The sequence below is a fragment of the Pseudomonas sp. LS1212 genome, from assembly GCF_024741815.1.
Taxonomy (GTDB): Bacteria; Pseudomonadota; Gammaproteobacteria; order Pseudomonadales; family Pseudomonadaceae; genus Aquipseudomonas.
In genome coordinates, this window is sequence record NZ_CP102951.1 from 1,451,048 (window position 1) to 1,465,632 (window position 14,585).

16 protein-coding genes and 1 pseudogene are annotated in these 14,585 nt (G+C 60.3%); 10 read left to right on the forward strand and 7 right to left on the reverse strand.

Annotated elements, in window-relative coordinates; all coding sequences use genetic code 11:
• Nucleotides 1-52 precede the first annotated feature (52 nt).
• A pseudogene (locus NVV94_RS06790) lies at nt 53-185 on the reverse strand (SAM-dependent methyltransferase); the annotation flags it as partial.
• Between the two features lie 127 nt (nt 186-312).
• Between NVV94_RS06790 and NVV94_RS06795 the strand changes: the two are divergent.
• Nucleotides 313-846: an OsmC family protein gene (locus tag NVV94_RS06795; protein WP_258446455.1), complete on the forward strand. Its 534-nt coding sequence runs from the start codon at nt 313-315 to the stop codon at nt 844-846.
• Between the two features lie 116 nt (nt 847-962).
• Here the strand turns inward: NVV94_RS06795 and NVV94_RS06800 are convergent, their stop codons facing one another.
• From NVV94_RS06800 to NVV94_RS06810, 3 genes are all read right to left on the reverse strand, one after another.
• Nucleotides 963-1,388 carry a 3-isopropylmalate dehydratase gene (locus NVV94_RS06800; protein ID WP_258446456.1) on the reverse strand — a complete coding sequence of 142 codons (426 nt, stop codon included), beginning with the start codon at nt 1,386-1,388 and terminating at the stop codon, nt 963-965.
• 92 nt (nt 1,389-1,480) lie between these two features.
• The gene (locus NVV94_RS06805; RefSeq protein WP_258446457.1) at nt 1,481-2,065 is read right to left on the reverse strand and encodes a hypothetical protein; all 585 of its coding nucleotides are present in this window, start codon (nt 2,063-2,065) and stop codon (nt 1,481-1,483) included.
• A 455-nt stretch (nt 2,066-2,520) separates the two neighbouring features.
• The gene (locus tag NVV94_RS06810; protein ID WP_258446458.1) at nt 2,521-2,862 is read right to left on the reverse strand and encodes an FKBP-type peptidyl-prolyl cis-trans isomerase; all 342 of its coding nucleotides are present in this window, start codon (nt 2,860-2,862) and stop codon (nt 2,521-2,523) included.
• 169 nt (nt 2,863-3,031) lie between these two features.
• On the opposite strand from NVV94_RS06810, the gene NVV94_RS06815 reads away from it, so the two are divergent.
• From NVV94_RS06815 to NVV94_RS06825, 3 genes are all read left to right on the forward strand, one after another.
• Nucleotides 3,032-4,270, forward strand: a complete 1,239-nt coding sequence (locus NVV94_RS06815) for a DUF3422 domain-containing protein (RefSeq protein WP_258446459.1) — start codon at nt 3,032-3,034, stop codon at nt 4,268-4,270.
• 142 nt (nt 4,271-4,412) lie between these two features.
• Nucleotides 4,413-5,072 carry a LysE family translocator gene (locus NVV94_RS06820; protein ID WP_258446460.1) on the forward strand — a complete coding sequence of 220 codons (660 nt, stop codon included), beginning with the start codon at nt 4,413-4,415 and terminating at the stop codon, nt 5,070-5,072.
• 321 nt (nt 5,073-5,393) lie between these two features.
• A complete protein-coding gene (locus tag NVV94_RS06825; protein ID WP_258446461.1) occupies nt 5,394-5,876 on the forward strand; it encodes a GyrI-like domain-containing protein in 483 nt (160 codons plus the stop codon).
• Here NVV94_RS06825 and NVV94_RS06830 read toward each other — a convergent pair.
• A complete protein-coding gene (locus tag NVV94_RS06830; protein ID WP_258446462.1) occupies nt 5,866-6,366 on the reverse strand; it encodes a GNAT family N-acetyltransferase in 501 nt (166 codons plus the stop codon). The two genes, NVV94_RS06825 and NVV94_RS06830, sit on opposite strands and share 11 nt — an antisense overlap.
• A gap of 193 nt (nt 6,367-6,559) precedes the next feature.
• Between NVV94_RS06830 and NVV94_RS06835 the strand changes: the two genes are divergently transcribed.
• From NVV94_RS06835 to NVV94_RS06850, 4 genes are all read left to right on the forward strand, one after another.
• Nucleotides 6,560-7,003 carry an SgcJ/EcaC family oxidoreductase gene (locus NVV94_RS06835; protein WP_258446463.1) on the forward strand — a complete coding sequence of 148 codons (444 nt, stop codon included), beginning with the start codon at nt 6,560-6,562 and terminating at the stop codon, nt 7,001-7,003.
• Nucleotides 7,004-7,092: 89 nt separating this feature from the next.
• Nucleotides 7,093-7,437 carry a YciI family protein gene (locus NVV94_RS06840; RefSeq protein WP_258446464.1) on the forward strand — a complete coding sequence of 115 codons (345 nt, stop codon included), beginning with the start codon at nt 7,093-7,095 and terminating at the stop codon, nt 7,435-7,437.
• Between the two features lie 20 nt (nt 7,438-7,457).
• Nucleotides 7,458-7,949 carry an SRPBCC family protein gene (locus NVV94_RS06845; protein WP_258446465.1) on the forward strand — a complete coding sequence of 164 codons (492 nt, stop codon included), beginning with the start codon at nt 7,458-7,460 and terminating at the stop codon, nt 7,947-7,949.
• A complete protein-coding gene (locus tag NVV94_RS06850; RefSeq protein WP_258446466.1) occupies nt 7,949-9,184 on the forward strand; it encodes an RNA polymerase sigma factor in 1,236 nt (411 codons plus the stop codon). The genes NVV94_RS06845 and NVV94_RS06850 overlap by 1 nt, the downstream gene beginning before the upstream one ends.
• A 21-nt stretch (nt 9,185-9,205) precedes the next feature.
• Here the strand turns inward: NVV94_RS06850 and NVV94_RS06855 are convergent, their stop codons facing one another.
• Together NVV94_RS06855 and NVV94_RS06860 are read right to left on the reverse strand one after the other, a co-directional pair.
• Nucleotides 9,206-9,676 carry a MaoC family dehydratase gene (locus NVV94_RS06855; protein ID WP_258446467.1) on the reverse strand — a complete coding sequence of 157 codons (471 nt, stop codon included), beginning with the start codon at nt 9,674-9,676 and terminating at the stop codon, nt 9,206-9,208.
• A 34-nt stretch (nt 9,677-9,710) separates the two neighbouring features.
• Nucleotides 9,711-10,655 (reverse strand): alpha/beta hydrolase, encoded by a 945-nt coding sequence (locus NVV94_RS06860; RefSeq protein WP_258446468.1) that lies wholly within the window; start codon nt 10,653-10,655, stop codon nt 9,711-9,713.
• Between the two features lie 200 nt (nt 10,656-10,855).
• Here NVV94_RS06860 and fadD2 point away from each other — a divergent pair, with 200 nt between their 5' ends.
• Together fadD2 and fadD1 are read left to right on the forward strand one after the other, a co-directional pair.
• On the forward strand, nt 10,856-12,544 hold the full coding sequence (gene fadD2 / locus NVV94_RS06865) for a long-chain-fatty-acid--CoA ligase FadD2 (RefSeq protein ID WP_258446469.1): 1,689 nt from the start codon (nt 10,856-10,858) through the stop codon (nt 12,542-12,544).
• Between the two features lie 342 nt (nt 12,545-12,886).
• Complete coding sequence (gene fadD1 / locus NVV94_RS06870; RefSeq protein WP_258446470.1) at nt 12,887-14,584, forward strand: long-chain-fatty-acid--CoA ligase FadD1; 1,698 nt, start codon at nt 12,887-12,889, stop codon at nt 14,582-14,584.
• The last annotated feature ends 1 nt before the right edge of the window (nt 14,585 follow it).

Below are 14,585 nucleotides of genomic sequence, written 5' to 3' on the forward strand. Positions count from 1 at the left end.
GACAGGGCTGGAGGGGATGCAGACATTTTATATCAGCTAATTCAAGGCGTAGCTCGCCGAACAGCGCCTGCAGATGCGCTTCGGTGCCCCATAGCGGAGGCGGTTGGGCGCCTGCCGGCGGCGGCAGGTGCCGCCCGAGCGTCTTGAACATCTGGCCGATATAGCCCCTCCGGCGTCCAGTTCGATCCTTGTCCGAGCGTCCGATAAGGCTGGCCATTCATCCGACCGGGCGGGTTTGCTCGATCGCGCCTCTAGGCGAGGTTTGCGAAGGCGCTCAATATCATTGTGATACGGTCCAGGTGGAGAGCAACCATGGCAGCCCAGGACATCGCCACCGCACTGCAGCGTGTGGAGACGGTATTACGACGGCACCCCGAGGCCGGCCTGCATGACGATACACCGGTGATGGCGCGCTGGGAGGGCGGTACACGGGTCGCCGCTCGCCATGCCAACGGTACGCAGGTGTTGACCGACATGCCGACCCAACTGGGCGGCAACGACGATCGGGTTACACCCGGCTGGTTGTTGCGTGCAGGCCTGGCCTCCTGCGCCCTGACCGGGATCGCCATGGCCGCGGCCCTCGAAGGGATCGAACTCGGTAGCCTCGAAGTGCAGGCCAGCAGCCGTTCCGATTTGTGCGGCCTGTTGGGCGTGCCCGGCACCGATGGCCAGCCGGTGGGGGCTGAACCCCAGGGTGTGGAGCTGCAGGTACGGATCAGCGCGCCTGGCGTTTCGCCGGAGCGCTTGCAGGCGTTGGTCGAGGACAGCCAGCGCCGTTCGCCGGTCTGCTGTGCCTTGCAACACCCCGTTCCCGTTGTCTTGCACATCGAGGTTGTCGGCGGCTGATGGACGCCCTGTCGGAAACCCTTCGGGTCGTGCACCTGGTGGGCGATGAGTTCGGCGCACCGCCTGCGGCCTTGCGGCGAAGCCACGGGGTGGGCGCGCAGCGCCGCAGTGGCTGATCAGTTCGTCGCGGGTCGAATCGCAAAGCCCTCCTTGGACTCGCTGACAATCCGGAACTGCTCGCGCTCACCTGCCTTCAACTCAACCGCCAGTTCACGGTGCAGACGGCCCTTGCCGCAGAGGGTGTCGTCTTGCTCATCGACGCCAATGCCGACGGTTCGGGCGCCTGCGGGCAGCTGAAAACGGGCCTCCTCACCGATGCCGATACGTGCGGCCACCTGACGGTCGATCAGTATGGCCACGTAGCAGCCACCGCCGAGCATGCCGATGTCGCGGTTGACCACGATCTGGCCGGCGCCTTCGAGGGGTTGTTGGTAGGCCAGCAGGCGATCGGCCGGTACCGGGGTCACGCGTTCGGGGTCGGCGCGAAAGGATGAGCAGCCGGCCAGGGCCAGCAGGGGCAGCACTGCACAGAGCATTCTCATCGAGGCGTCCTCCGGCGCAGCGGCCCATCCCGGGTATGCTCCGGGATGGGCAGGGTCATGGCAGTTATGCACACATCCCGAGAAGCTGAATATCAGCTTTTATGCTTGGTGGTGATTTTCAGGATGTCGGTATAAATGACGTCCACCGTCTGGCCGACCTTGAGATTTTTCATCCGAGCCCGAAGTTCTGGGTCTTCGACGGTGACCACTTTTTCCTTGCCTTCAGGTGGCATCAGCGTCACCTGATGCTTATCCAGGTCAATTTTAGTGATCTTCGAGGTGATCTTGATCTGACGGTATGCCTCGCCGCCTGGGTTGGGATTGTCCTTGGTTGCGCGCGCGACCGCGGTTTCCTGGCTTGCCCCCGGTGCACCACCCACTTCAGTATTGAGCACCGCAGCGACCGAACGAGTGACATCCACGTTGACCTGATCACCGACTTTCAGATTGTGCAGGTTCTTGGCCTGATCGCTCAGTTGAATAGGTATCTTGCTGCCATTGGGTCCCTCCACCGTCACCCGATGGTTGGCCGCATCGACGGCGAGGACCTGGGTGACCACATTATCTTCTATCGCTGTGCCCCCTATGAACACTTCGTCTGCATGGACCGAGAAGCTGGCTGCCGACATAAGCGAGGCGAGAGCGATGGCGTGGGTCAGAGTGCGAAGTTGTTTCATAGGCGTACGTTCCGTGTGATGGCTATGGAGAAACAGGGTGGGCATAACGTCGTGGGAGAGAGCATAGACGCTGGATTCCATTTCGGGAGGCGGCACTCGGCGCAACATGGCTGCTCAACACGGTCGGCGTAGCCGCTGCCGCCAGGCTGCGCTGGAGTCCCGCAGGGGCTCCCCGGCGATCTTGAGATCTTGCGCGCGCTGCGCACGCGAGCGCAGCCTTCCGCAGCGGCTACATGGGGTCGGCGTTCCACGGTCGGCGTAGCCGCTGCCGCCAGGCTGCGCTGGAGTCCCGCAGGGGCTCCCCGGCGATCTTGAGATCTTGCGCGCGCTGCGCACGCGAGCGCAGCCTTCGGCAGCGGCTACATGGGGTCGGCGTTCCACGGTCGGCGTAGCCGCTGCCGTCAGGCTGCGCTGGAGTCCCGCAGGGGCTCCCTTGGCGGTCTTCCCTCGTTCCCTCAATCATCCCGCGTCAGCACTTCCAGCAGCTCGATTTCGAAGATCAGGTTTGAGTTGGGCTTGATATGCGCGCCAACCGCTCTTTCGCCATACCCCAGGTGCGCCGGCACGAAGAGCTTGCGCTTGCCGCCGACCTTCATGCCCATCAGGCCCTGGTCCCAACCCTTGATCACACGGCCGGTGCCGATCACGCACTGGAAGTGCTTGCCGCGCTCATGGGAAGAATCGAAAACCGTGCCGTCCTCCAGCCAACCCGTGTATTGGGTGGTGATCAAGGCACCCTTGACCACTGCCTTGCCATCGCCCAGTTGAATGTCTTCAACCTTCAATTCGCTGCTCATCGCTCGATCTCGCTTACCGGTTAAGCCGGGGGGACTTCAAACGTCGCCCGAAAGGTTTCGCATGATCGCGCGCCATCACGGGCCGATCAACCTGTCCGGCAAAGGGCAGGTGACCGCCCAATTCAATGTGGCGTCACTGCTACATCCTTACTTGCGATGATATTGCGCCATGCATGCCTTGCGATTCGAACTGCATAATGAGCTCCACTCTCGCCCCTCGATCTATTTCAACGAACCGGCCCATGTGTTCCACCTGGCGTTGCTGGAACGCGATGGCGCGCTCGAAGAAGTCATCGGCAGGCTCTATGCATCGCCTGCAACGGACAATCAGCAGGTGCAGCAACAGGCCCAGGGCCTGCTTAAGCTCGACGGGCATGACTTGAAGTGGGAACGTCACACCGAGTTCCTGTCGCTGACCCTGGTGGTGCCCAGATCGGCCGATGCCGAGCTCTGGCCGACCTTCCCGGAGAGCCTGACAGCGCTGGTGCGTGGCCATGAGCATCTGCTGATCAACGCCACGCAGATCCTGGTCGAGTCCGAGCAAAGTTGGGCAGGCGAAACCGCTCGCTATGGCTTCAAGGACCCGGCCGGCTCGCACATCGGCAGTGGCGATGCCATCGTCTGGAGCGATTTCAAGTTGACCGAAGGCGGCAGCAATCGACTGCTGCTGATCAATCGCTCGCTCAATGCCTATCGGCTTGGGCGAATGGTCCGTCGCTTGCTGGAGATCGAAACCTATCGAATGATGGCGTCGCTGGCCTTGCCGGTGGCCAAAGAGGTCAGCCAGCAGCTCAAGGTGTTCGACGAACAATGGGCCCGGCTCTCGGACCAGAACGCCATCGCCAACAGTGCGACCGCGCGGCTGATCCTGAGCGATATTTCGGCGCTGTCGGCCAGGATCGTTCGCACGACAGCCCAAACGCGCCAGCGCTTCAGCGCCGCCGAAGCCTATGCCCAGATCGTGTTCGAACGCATCGCCGAACTGCGCGAAAGCCATCTGGGCGATTGCCAACGGTTGGGGGTTTTCATCGAGCGCCGCTTCAAGCCAACGGTACGCTACTGCTTGGCCACCAACCAACGGCTGGAGCGTCTGAGCGACAGCGTCGCCAATCTGGGTGAACTGCTGCAGGCCCGGGTTCAGGTGGAAGTCGAAGAGCAGAACACGGAAATCCTGCACAGCCTCCACACCCGCGCGACCACCCAGATCAAGATCCAGAAAGCGGTCGAAGGATTGTCGATCATCGCGATCACTTACTATCTGCTCAGCCTGTTCAAGCTGCTGTATGGCGGCTTGCACAGCCTGGGCCTGGATATAAGCCCCAAGGAAGCAACCCTGTTCCTGGCGCCGCTTGCGGTATTGATCATCGGTGCGACTGCGCTGCGGATCAGGAAGGCGAAGGAGGAGTGAGGCGGGAGGAGGGCAAGCGGGTGGCATTCATTGGTAGTCTCGACGTTGGCAGTTTTTCCCGAGCCACAGACGTTAGTAGAATGCCGCCGCTGCGGCAATTTCTTCCCATGCGCCCATTCACTCTCAAGACAGCAGATCACTCATGCCTTTTTCCAACGGCTTTCTCCTGAGCCTTTCGCTGTGCCTCGACATCGGCGTGGCCAATATCGCCATGATTACCCTGGCCATGCAACGCGGTTACCTGCAAGGCTTCTGGCTTGGCCTGGGCACCTGTGTCGGCGATCTGATCTATGCCCTGCTTGCCCTGGCCGGCATGACCGTGCTTTTGCAGTACGAGTCGGTCCGTTGGGTACTGTGGGTCGGCGGCTCGGCGCTGCTGGTATATTTCGCAGTGAAGATGCTGCTGGCGGCGTTCAACAGCGCCACGGTCGTGTCGGCAGAGGGTGAGGTGGTGGTCGGCTCCTCGTGGAAGGAGTTCTCCCGGGGTATTTTTCTGGCCATGTCTTCGCCGAGCGCGATTCTGTGGTTTGCCGCGGTCGGTGGGGTGCTGATTTCCCGTTCCGGCAGTGGCAGTGCCGTGGATGCGGGGTTGTTTCTGGCGGGCTTTTTCTGCGCTGGCCTGGCCTGGACGATTTCGTTGTGCCTGGCCGCGACCCACGGCGGAAAACTGCTCGGCGACAAGCTGCTTAAATACTCCTACATCGCTTCGGCGGGCATTTTTTGCTACTTCGCGTTCTATGTCATCGTTTCCGGCTACCAGGAATTCATCGTCGCCTCATCACTTGCGCCAGCGGGTCTATAATCAGTGCTTGCAGCGCCAGACAGGCGTTGCCTTAATCGGGAGGGCCTGGCCATGAAAGGTCTCGATGCGAAGAAGTCCACCAAGAAAAAACCCGCCAAGACAGCCATCGAAAAACGCCATGAGAAAAAGGCGAAAAAGTCCAATGTCGGGTTATTGGGCGGTCATTAACGAGAAAGAGCTCCGTAAGGGGCTCTTTTTTTGAGATCGCCCGGGGAGTCCCGCAGGGGCTCCCCGGCGATCATCGACCCGGCAAGAAAACTTCGACCCTGGCTCAGAAACGTCTATGGTTGTTGAGATCATTTATCGTCATGAGTGTGAAGCATGTCAGACCCACAGGATTCGGGGGTTGCCCCGGTACGCTATGAAAATGGATCTTCGTTCATCATCGCCGGGCTCGGCGAGCGCTACACCCTGGAGACTAACAGCGGCATCCCGGCGCTCTGGCAGGCGTTCGAACCATTCATAGGCAAGGTTCCCGGCCAGCAGGGCGGGGAAACCTATGGTGTGTGCTGCAATCCGGAAGGCGACAGTTTCGAATACATCGCCGGCGTCAGGGTCAGTACGACAAAAGGATTGCCGCCACGCTTTCGCTCGGTTGTACTCGAGCCTCAGCATTACGCGGTGTTCGAGCACCGTGGCCCCATCTCCAGCATCAGCAAGACGTTCCAGGCCATCTGGAAAACCTGGTTGCCGGTTTCGGGCAAACAGGCGGCGGATACGCCGGAGTTCGAGCGTTACAGCGCAGACTTCAATCCGCTGACGGGCAGCGGAACCGTCGAGATCTGGTTGCCGATCAAGCCATGACGGTTGAGAGCGCAAGCACCAGCTTGCGCTCATAGCCGAACTTGCTCCGATAGGCTTCTCCACAATCGACCCAGCCCTGGGAAAGGTAAAGGTTGAGTGCGACCTGGTTGTGGGGGTCGACCGAGAGCATCAGTTGGGTGATTTCAGGCCATGCGCCGCGCGCGACGCCGGGCAGGGCCTGCAGGCAGGCTCTGCCCAGGCCTCGCCCCTGGAAACGCCAATCCACTTGAAACGCATGAAGCGAGGCGGCGTTTTCATCGGCCCAGAGTGGCAGGAAGGGGGGGCGTTTGAGCAACAGAAACGCCACAGGCCGGTCGTCGACCAGCAAGGCAAAACCCCTTATCCCGGGGGCAGGGCGATTGAGCAGGGTATACAGGGCTGACTCGATATCACCCGAGGCGTCCAATTGCTCGGGGCGCACCTCAAGTCTTTTCAAGTGCGCGACCTGCAATTGGCTGAGCGCCGCATAGGGGACGAGGCGTGCTTGCATCGATTTCTCTTTCATTGTGCAGACCCTCACTGGCCCATTCTGCGGCCGCCGCTGCGCCTGCGTACAACTCTTTTCACAATTTTCAGTGAGCTTGTCGATTCTTGTTCGGGTCAAACGACTATCCATGACTTCGCTTGATAGCCATGGGAGCTGTCAACGAGCACTCCCGCCATTGCCTGAAAGGAGAACGATCATGAACGTTGAAACCCGCACCACCGCCGAAACCGAAATTCGTGCCCTGATCGAGCGCTGGCAACGCGCCGTGGTCGCCAAGGACATGGATGGCATCGTGCAGCCCTATGCCGACGACATCGTCGCCTTCGATGCGGTCAAGGCGCTGCAGTTCAAGGGTAAGCAAACCTATCGCGCCCACTGGGAAGCCTGCCTGGAGCAGTGCCCGGGAGCAGGCATCTTCGAGTTCGAGCAACTGAAAATCGCTGCGGCCGAAGATGTCGCGTTCGCCCACTGGCTGACCCACTGCGGGCCGGCGCAAGGGGAAGGCGAAGACCAGAGTTGCTACATGCGCGTCACCGCAGGTTACCAGCGCATCGGCGGGCAATGGAAAGTCGTGCATGAGCACTGGTCGGCACCCTTCGATATGGAAACCAGCAAGGCGTTGTTCAACCTTGAGCCCTGAGCTGAAAAGCGCAGTTTTTATGTCCAATTGCGCTTTCGCAAAATGTCCATTGTGCAGCCATAGTTGTTTTACGTGCCCTGGAGAAGCCCATGAAATACCTCTGTCTGGTCTATTGCGACGAATGCATTTTGCACAGCGATCCCGACAGCCCGGCCGATGCCGAATGCCTGGCCTATGCCCAGACCATTCAAGGCAGTGGTCGAATGATTGCCGCCGAAGCGCTGTCATCGACCCAGACGGCAACCACAGTGCGCATGCGCAACGGACACATGAGCATTACCGATGGTCCCTTTGCCGAAACCAAGGAGCAACTGGCCGGGTTCTACCTGGTCGACGCCAGGGACCTCAATGAAGCCTTGCAAATTGCCGGCAAGATTCCGGCGGCTCGGGTGGGCAGTGTTGAGGTGCGGCCGGTACGTGAACTTCAACCCTGAACCAACGGAGAAAGACCAGGATGAGCCTTCAACCCACCGGCCCGGCGAAGGCCGAACATGAGCTGTCCATCAGTCGCCTGATCGACGCGCCTCGCACCAAGGTATTCCGGGCCTGGACCGAACCCGAGCTGCTGGCCCAATGGTGGGGACCGCACGGCATGACCACGCCGATCTGCGAAATGGAGCTTTGGGTTGGAGGCTTGTTCCACACCGTCTTGCGCGCGCCCGATGGCAGCGAGTATCCCAACGAGGGGGTCTTTCTGGAGATCTTCGCGCCACAACGGATTGTCTTCACCGATGCCTTCCGGCCGGGCTGGATACCGTCGAAAAAAGCCTTCATGACGGTGATCGTGACGCTGGATGACGTCCACGGCCACACTCGCTACACCGCCCGTGCATTGCATTGGAGTGATGCTGACCGCCAGGCCCACGAACAAATGGGGTTTCACCGTGGCTGGGGTGAAAGCCTCGATCGCCTGGTCGACGTCGTGACCCGGAAAATGCCGAACTGATGGTCGCCGAAGCCGAAGTCCGTCAGCAGGTAGAGGCTATCTATCGCCAGGAATCGCGGCGGATTCTGGCGACGCTGATTCGTCTGCTCGGTGATTTCGACCTGGCTGAAGAGGCCATGCAGGAGGCTTTCTTCATTGCCGTCGAACGCTGGCTGCGCGATGGTATCCCGGCCAGCCCGCGGGCCTGGCTGATTTCCACCGGTCGCTTCAAGGCAATCGACGGCCTGCGTCGCCGTGCCCGTTTCGAGGCCCCCCAGGCACGCTTGGCCGAGGCGCTGGAAGCACTCCAGGCACCGGATTTTTGTGAGGATGAAGTGGAAGACGATCGCCTGCGGCTGATCTTCACCTGTTGCCACCCGGCATTGGCGGCCGACGCCCAGGTGCCCTTGACGCTGCGGGAAGTCTGCGACCTGACGACCGAGGAAATCGCCCGGGCGTTCCTCAGCAGTCCGGCAACCATCGCCCAGCGCATCGTGCGCGCCAAGGCCAAGATTCGCGAAGCGCGGATTCCCTACCAGGTGCCCTCCCGGGCGGAGTTGCCCGAGCGGCTGGACAGCGTGCTGCGGGTGATTTACCTGGTGTTCAACGAAGGTTATTCGGCCTCCAGCGGTGCCAGCCTGACCCGCAATGACCTGAGTGAGGAGGCGATCCGCCTGGGGCGGCTGTTGCTGGAACTGCTCCCCGACCCTGAGGTCATGGGCCTGTTGGCGCTGATGCTGTTACATGCTTCGCGCAACCGGGCGCGGACATCGGCCGACGGCGAGCTGATCCTGCTCGATGAACAGGACCGTTCGCTATGGGACTGGCCATTGATTGCCGAGGGTTGTGCGCTGGTCGAACAGGCCCTGCGTAGCCGACGCTTCGGGCCTTATGGCCTGCAGGCCGCGATCGCTGCGGTGCACGCTGAGGCGGCGACGGCGGCCGACACGGACTGGGAGCAGATCGTCGCTCTGTACGACGTCCTGTTGCGGGCGGTGCCGTCTGCGGTGATCGAGCTCAATCGCGCGGCAGCCATCGCTCGGCGCGATGGGCCGCAGGCCGGCCTGGTATTGGTCGAGGCGATCTTCGAGCGCGGCGAGTTGCTCGACTATCACCTGGCGCATTCTGCCAAGGCCGAATTCTGCCGCCAGCTGGGGCTGACCGAACAGGCACGCCAGGCCTTTGAAACTGCGCTGGGCTTGACTCGGGTGGAGCCGGAACGCCGCTTTATCGAACGCCGCCTGAGCCAGTTATAGCGCACTCAGGCGGCAGCGTGATCAGCCGATGCTGATCGGCGGCAAGGTCGGCAGGGTGACGGTCTGCTGCTTGCGCGGGGCGAGGATTTCGGCTTCGCCGTCCACTACCAGCTCTTCGCGCTGGTTGAACACGCGAGTGGCGATACGCACGCGAAACTTTGGCAGCTTCTCGAGGATCTCCAGGCGCACGGTCAGGGTGTCGCCGATTTTCACCGGCTTCTGGAAGCTCAATTGCTGGCCAAGGTAGATGGTGCCCGGGCCAGGCAGTTCGCAGGCGACCGCGGCGCTGATCAGTGCGCCACTGAACATGCCGTGGGCAATGCGCTCCTTGAACATGCTCGCGGCAGCGAACGCTTCGTCCAGGTGCACAGGGTTGTGGTCACCGGACATGGCTGCGAAGAGCTGGATGTCACGTTCCTCGACGGTCTTGCTGTAGCTGGCGGTCTGGCCGACCTCAAGGGCTTCGTAAGGGGTGTTGGTGACCTGGGTCATTTGGCAGGGAATCCTTGCAAAAATTAATTGGAAACTACTCGGTACGCGCCGGGCGCTGGAGGCTCAAGGCCTGATCGAGCCAGTCAATCACATCGCGGGTGACTTCCTCGCGATTGGTTTCGTTCAGCAATTCGTGGCGCGCCTGAGCATAGAGCTTGAGCTGCAAATGCTGATTGCCCGCCCGTCGAAACGCATCGCTCAGATTTTTCAGACGCTTGCCTTCGCTCACCGGATCACATTCGCCGCCAATGATCAGCAGCGGCAGGTTCGGATCGACCTGGGCAAGATTGGCCGGTTTGCTGATTTGCTGCAAGCCGGCCAGCAGATCCAGCCAGAGTTGATTGGTACAGCGAAAGCCGCACAGCGGGTCGTTGGCGTATTTGTCGACCTCGTCCGGGTCGCGGCTGAGCCAGTCGAAGGCCGTGCGCGTGGGTTTGAACGCCTTGTTGAAGCTGCCAAACGACAACCATTCGATCAAGGCACTGCGCCCGTTCGGGCCCTGGCGCCAACGCTCGAAGCGGGCGATCAGGCTGGCACTGCGGTAAAGCGCCACCGGCTGGAAGTTCGAACCACTGAGAATCGCCCCCTGCAGGCTGGCGCTGTGGTGCAGCAGATAGGCCTGGGCGATGTAACTGCCCATGCTGTGACCGAACAGAAACAGCGCAGTACCGGGTTGTTGCTGGCCGATGTACTGGCTCATCAGGCCGAGGTCGTCGACCACCTTGCACCAACCTTTGTTTTTGGCATACAGCCCCAGGGTGCCCAGTTCGGCGGTCCGGCCATGGCCACGCTGGTCGTGAGCATACAGGGCATAGCCGGCGGCGCTCAGGGCCTCGCCCAGGCGATGATAGCGCGCGGCATGTTCAGCCATCCCGTGGGCGAGGAGAACCACGGCTTTCGGTGGGCCCGACGGTAGCCACTGATAGACGTAAAGGCTGCAGTGGTCGCTTGCCGGCAGCCAGAAAGCATCGTGATTCATTGGCGATTCCTTATGCACGGGGGGCTGGGACATTGTAGAGCGCATCCTCTGGATTGAAGTTGGACCAGCAATAAGATTCACAATGTAAATGACGCGGGTTTGTATATTTGCCACTCCCCCCATAACTGCTAACGTCCAGAAAGCCCGTACTCGCAAACACGCGGTGCGGCCGGACCGGCGCAGGCAAGAGGACAAGAATAATGCAACCTGATTTCTGGAATGATAAGCGCCCCGCAGGCGTCCCTACACAACTGGATCTGGGTGCCTATAAATCGGTAATCGAGGTTTTTGAGCGCTCGTGCAAGAAGTTCGCCGATCGCCCAGCGTTCAGCAATATGGGCGTTACCCTCAGCTATGCGCAAGTCGAGCGTTACTCCTCGGCGTTTGCCGCTTACCTTCAGCAACATACTGATCTGAAGCCCGGCGATCGCATCGCCGTGCAAATGCCCAACGTCCTGCAATACCCCATCGCGGTGTTCGGTGCCATGCGCGCCGGCCTTGTCGTGGTCAACACCAACCCCTTGTATACCGCCCGGGAGATGCGCCATCAGTTCAAGGATTCCGGTGCCAGGGCGCTGGTCTACCTGAACCTGTTCGGCAAGCTGGTGCAGGAAGTGCTGCCCGACGCCGGCATCGAATACCTCATCGAAGCGAAGATGGGCGACATGCTGCCGCCGGCCAAGGGCTGGCTGGTCAACACCGTGGTAGACAAGGTCAAGAAAATGGTCCCGGCCTATCACTTGCCCCAGGCGGTGTCATTCAAGACGGCGCTCAAGCAGGGGCGTGGGCATGGCCTGAAGCCTGTGAATATCGGCCTGGAAGATATCGCGGTGTTGCAATACACCGGTGGCACCACGGGCCTGGCCAAGGGCGCGATGCTGACCCACGGCAACCTGGTCGCCAATATGCAGCAGGTCATGGCCTGCTTCTCCCAGCACGGGCCGGACGGGCAGAAGATCATCAAGGAAGGGCAGGAGGTGATGATCGCGCCATTGCCGCTGTACCACATCTATGCCTTCACCGCGAACTGCATGTGCATGATGGTGACCGGCAACCACAACGTGTTGATCACCAACCCGCGCGATATCGGCGGCTTCATCAAGGAACTGAAGAAATGGCGGTTCTCTGCCTTGCTGGGCCTCAATACCCTGTTTGTTGCCCTGATGGAGCACCCGGAGTTCAAGACCCTGGACTTCTCCAACCTGAAAGTGACCAACTCAGGCGGTACCGCGCTGGTCAAGGCCACGGCCGAGCGCTGGGAAGCCTTGACCGGTTGCCGCATCGTCGAGGGCTACGGGTTGACCGAAACCTCGCCGGTGGCCTGCACCAACCCCTACGGTGACAAGGCGCGCCTGGGCACTGTCGGTATTCCGGTAGTGGGCACGGCGCTGAAGGTGATCGATGATGCCGGCAATGAATTGCCGCTGGGCGAGCGCGGCGAGTTGTGCATCAAGGGCCCGCAGGTCATGAAAGGCTATTGGCAGCGTCCCGATGCCACCGCCGAAACCCTGGACGCCGAGGGTTGGTTGAAAACCGGCGACATTGCCGTGATCGACTCGGACGGCTTCGTACGCATCGTCGATCGCAAGAAGGACATGATCATCGTCTCCGGTTTCAATGTGTACCCGAATGAAATCGAGGACGTGGTGATGGCACACCCGAAAGTCGCCAGCTGTGCAGTCATCGGCATTCCGGACGAGCGTTCGGGCGAAGCGGTGAAGCTTTTTGTGGTGGCCCGTGACAACGGTGTCAGCGTCGAAGAGTTGAAGGCTTACTGCAAAGAGAATTTCACCGGCTACAAGGTGCCCAAGCACATCGTGCTGCGTGATTCGTTGCCCATGACGCCGGTGGGCAAGATTCTGCGGCGGGAGTTGCGGGATATCGCTTGAGTTAGGTGGTGTCTGCATCGCGGGCAAGCCCGCTCCCACAGGCACGATGGTGTCTTTGTGGGAGCGGGCTTGCCCGCGATTGGCCTTCAAGCCCCTATGAAATGCTTGAAATAGAGCTCTTTTGCGACGCTTAGTATTTTTACTCTAAAAATGACCATTGAGTTCTGCTAAGTCATTTTTGTGACTTTTTTAAGCGTTCTAGCCCTAGTAGCTCCCCGGCAAAGCTGCTACTCTCGGCGCGCTTTTGATCTTTCGGTTTGCAATAAACCGGAGAACCATATCAATAATAATCGCATCAACTGCGGTGTAGAATTCGCGCTGTCTCTGGAGGAGTGGGCTTCCATGGTCGAAAATTTTTGGAAGGATAAGTACCCGGCTGGGATTGCTGCCGATATCAATCCAGATGAGTTTCCGAATATCCAGGCGGTATTGAAACAGTCTTGTCAGCGTTTCGCCAATCAGCCGGCCTTCAGTAGTCTGGGCAAAACGCTTACTTACGGCGAGCTGTATGAGTTGTCGGGCGCTTTTGCGGCCTACCTGCAACAGCATACCGACCTGCAATCGGGTGACCGGATCGCCGTGCAGATGCCGAACCTGCTGCAATACCCCATCGCTGTGTTCGGTGCCATTCGCGCCGGGCTGATCGTGGTCAACACCAACCCGTTGTACACCGCCCGTGAAATGGAGCACCAGTTCAACGACTCCGGCGCCAAGGCTCTGGTGTGCCTGGCCAACATGGCGCACCTGGCTGAAAAGGTCGTTCCCAAGACGGGCGTCAAACACGTCTTCGTCACCGAAGTAGGTGACATCCTGCCGCCGGTCAAGCGCGTGCTGGTCAACAGCGTCATCAAGTACGTGAAGAAAATGGTGCCGGCCTACAGTCTGCCCAATGCCATCAAACTCAACGATGCGTTGAGCCAGGGCAAAGGGCAACCCGTCAAGGATGCCAACCCGGACAGAAACGACGTGGCCGTGCTGCAGTACACCGGTGGCACGACGGGCGTGGCCAAGGGCGCAATGCTGACGCACCGCAACCTGATGGCCAACATGTTGCAGTGCCGGGCCTTGATGGGCTCGGACCTCAAGGAAGGTTGCGAGATCCTGATCGCGCCGCTGCCGCTGTACCACATCTATGCGTTCACCTTTCATTGCATGGCAATGATGTTGATCGGCAACCACAACATCCTGATCAGCAACCCACGCGACATGTCGGCCATGGTCAAGGAACTGTCGAAGTGGAAGTTCACCGGCTTCGTGGGGCTGAACACGCTGTTCGTGGCGTTGTGCAATAACCAGGAGTTCCGCAACCTGGACTTCTCGGCCTTGAAGCTCACGTTGTCTGGCGGCATGGCCTTGCAACTGGCGGCTGCCGAACGCTGGAAGGAAGTCACCGGCTGTGCGATCTGCGAAGGTTACGGCATGACTGAAACCAGCCCCGTGGCTACGGTCAATCCGTCGACGAAAATCCAGATTGGCACTATCGGTATTCCGGTGCCTTCGACCCTGTGCAAGATCATCGATGACGCCGGCCAGGAGCAGCCTTTGGGTGGCGTCGGTGAGTTGTGCGTCAAGGGCCCGCAGGTCATGAAGGGCTACTGGCAGCGCCAGGATGCAACCGATGAGATGCTCGATGCCGAAGGCTGGTTGAAGACGGGCGATATCGCGCTGATTCAGCCCGATGGCTATCTGCGGATTGTCGATCGCAAGAAGGACATGATTCTGGTGTCCGGCTTCAACGTTTATCCGAACGAACTCGAAGATGTGTTGGTAACCTTGCCGGGCGTGATGCAATGCGCGGCCATCGGTGTGCCGGACGAGAAGTCCGGTGAGGCGATCAAGGTGTTTGTGGTTGCCAAGCCGGGTGTGACCTTGACCAAGGAGCAGGTGATGGCGCATATGCGTGCCAACGTCACGGCATACAAGGTGCCGAAGTCTGTCGAGTTCCGTGATGTGTTGCCGACGACCAACGTGGGCAAGATCCTGCGTCGGGAGCTGCGTGACGAAGAGATGAAGAAGCTGGGGCTGAAGAAAATAGCCTGAT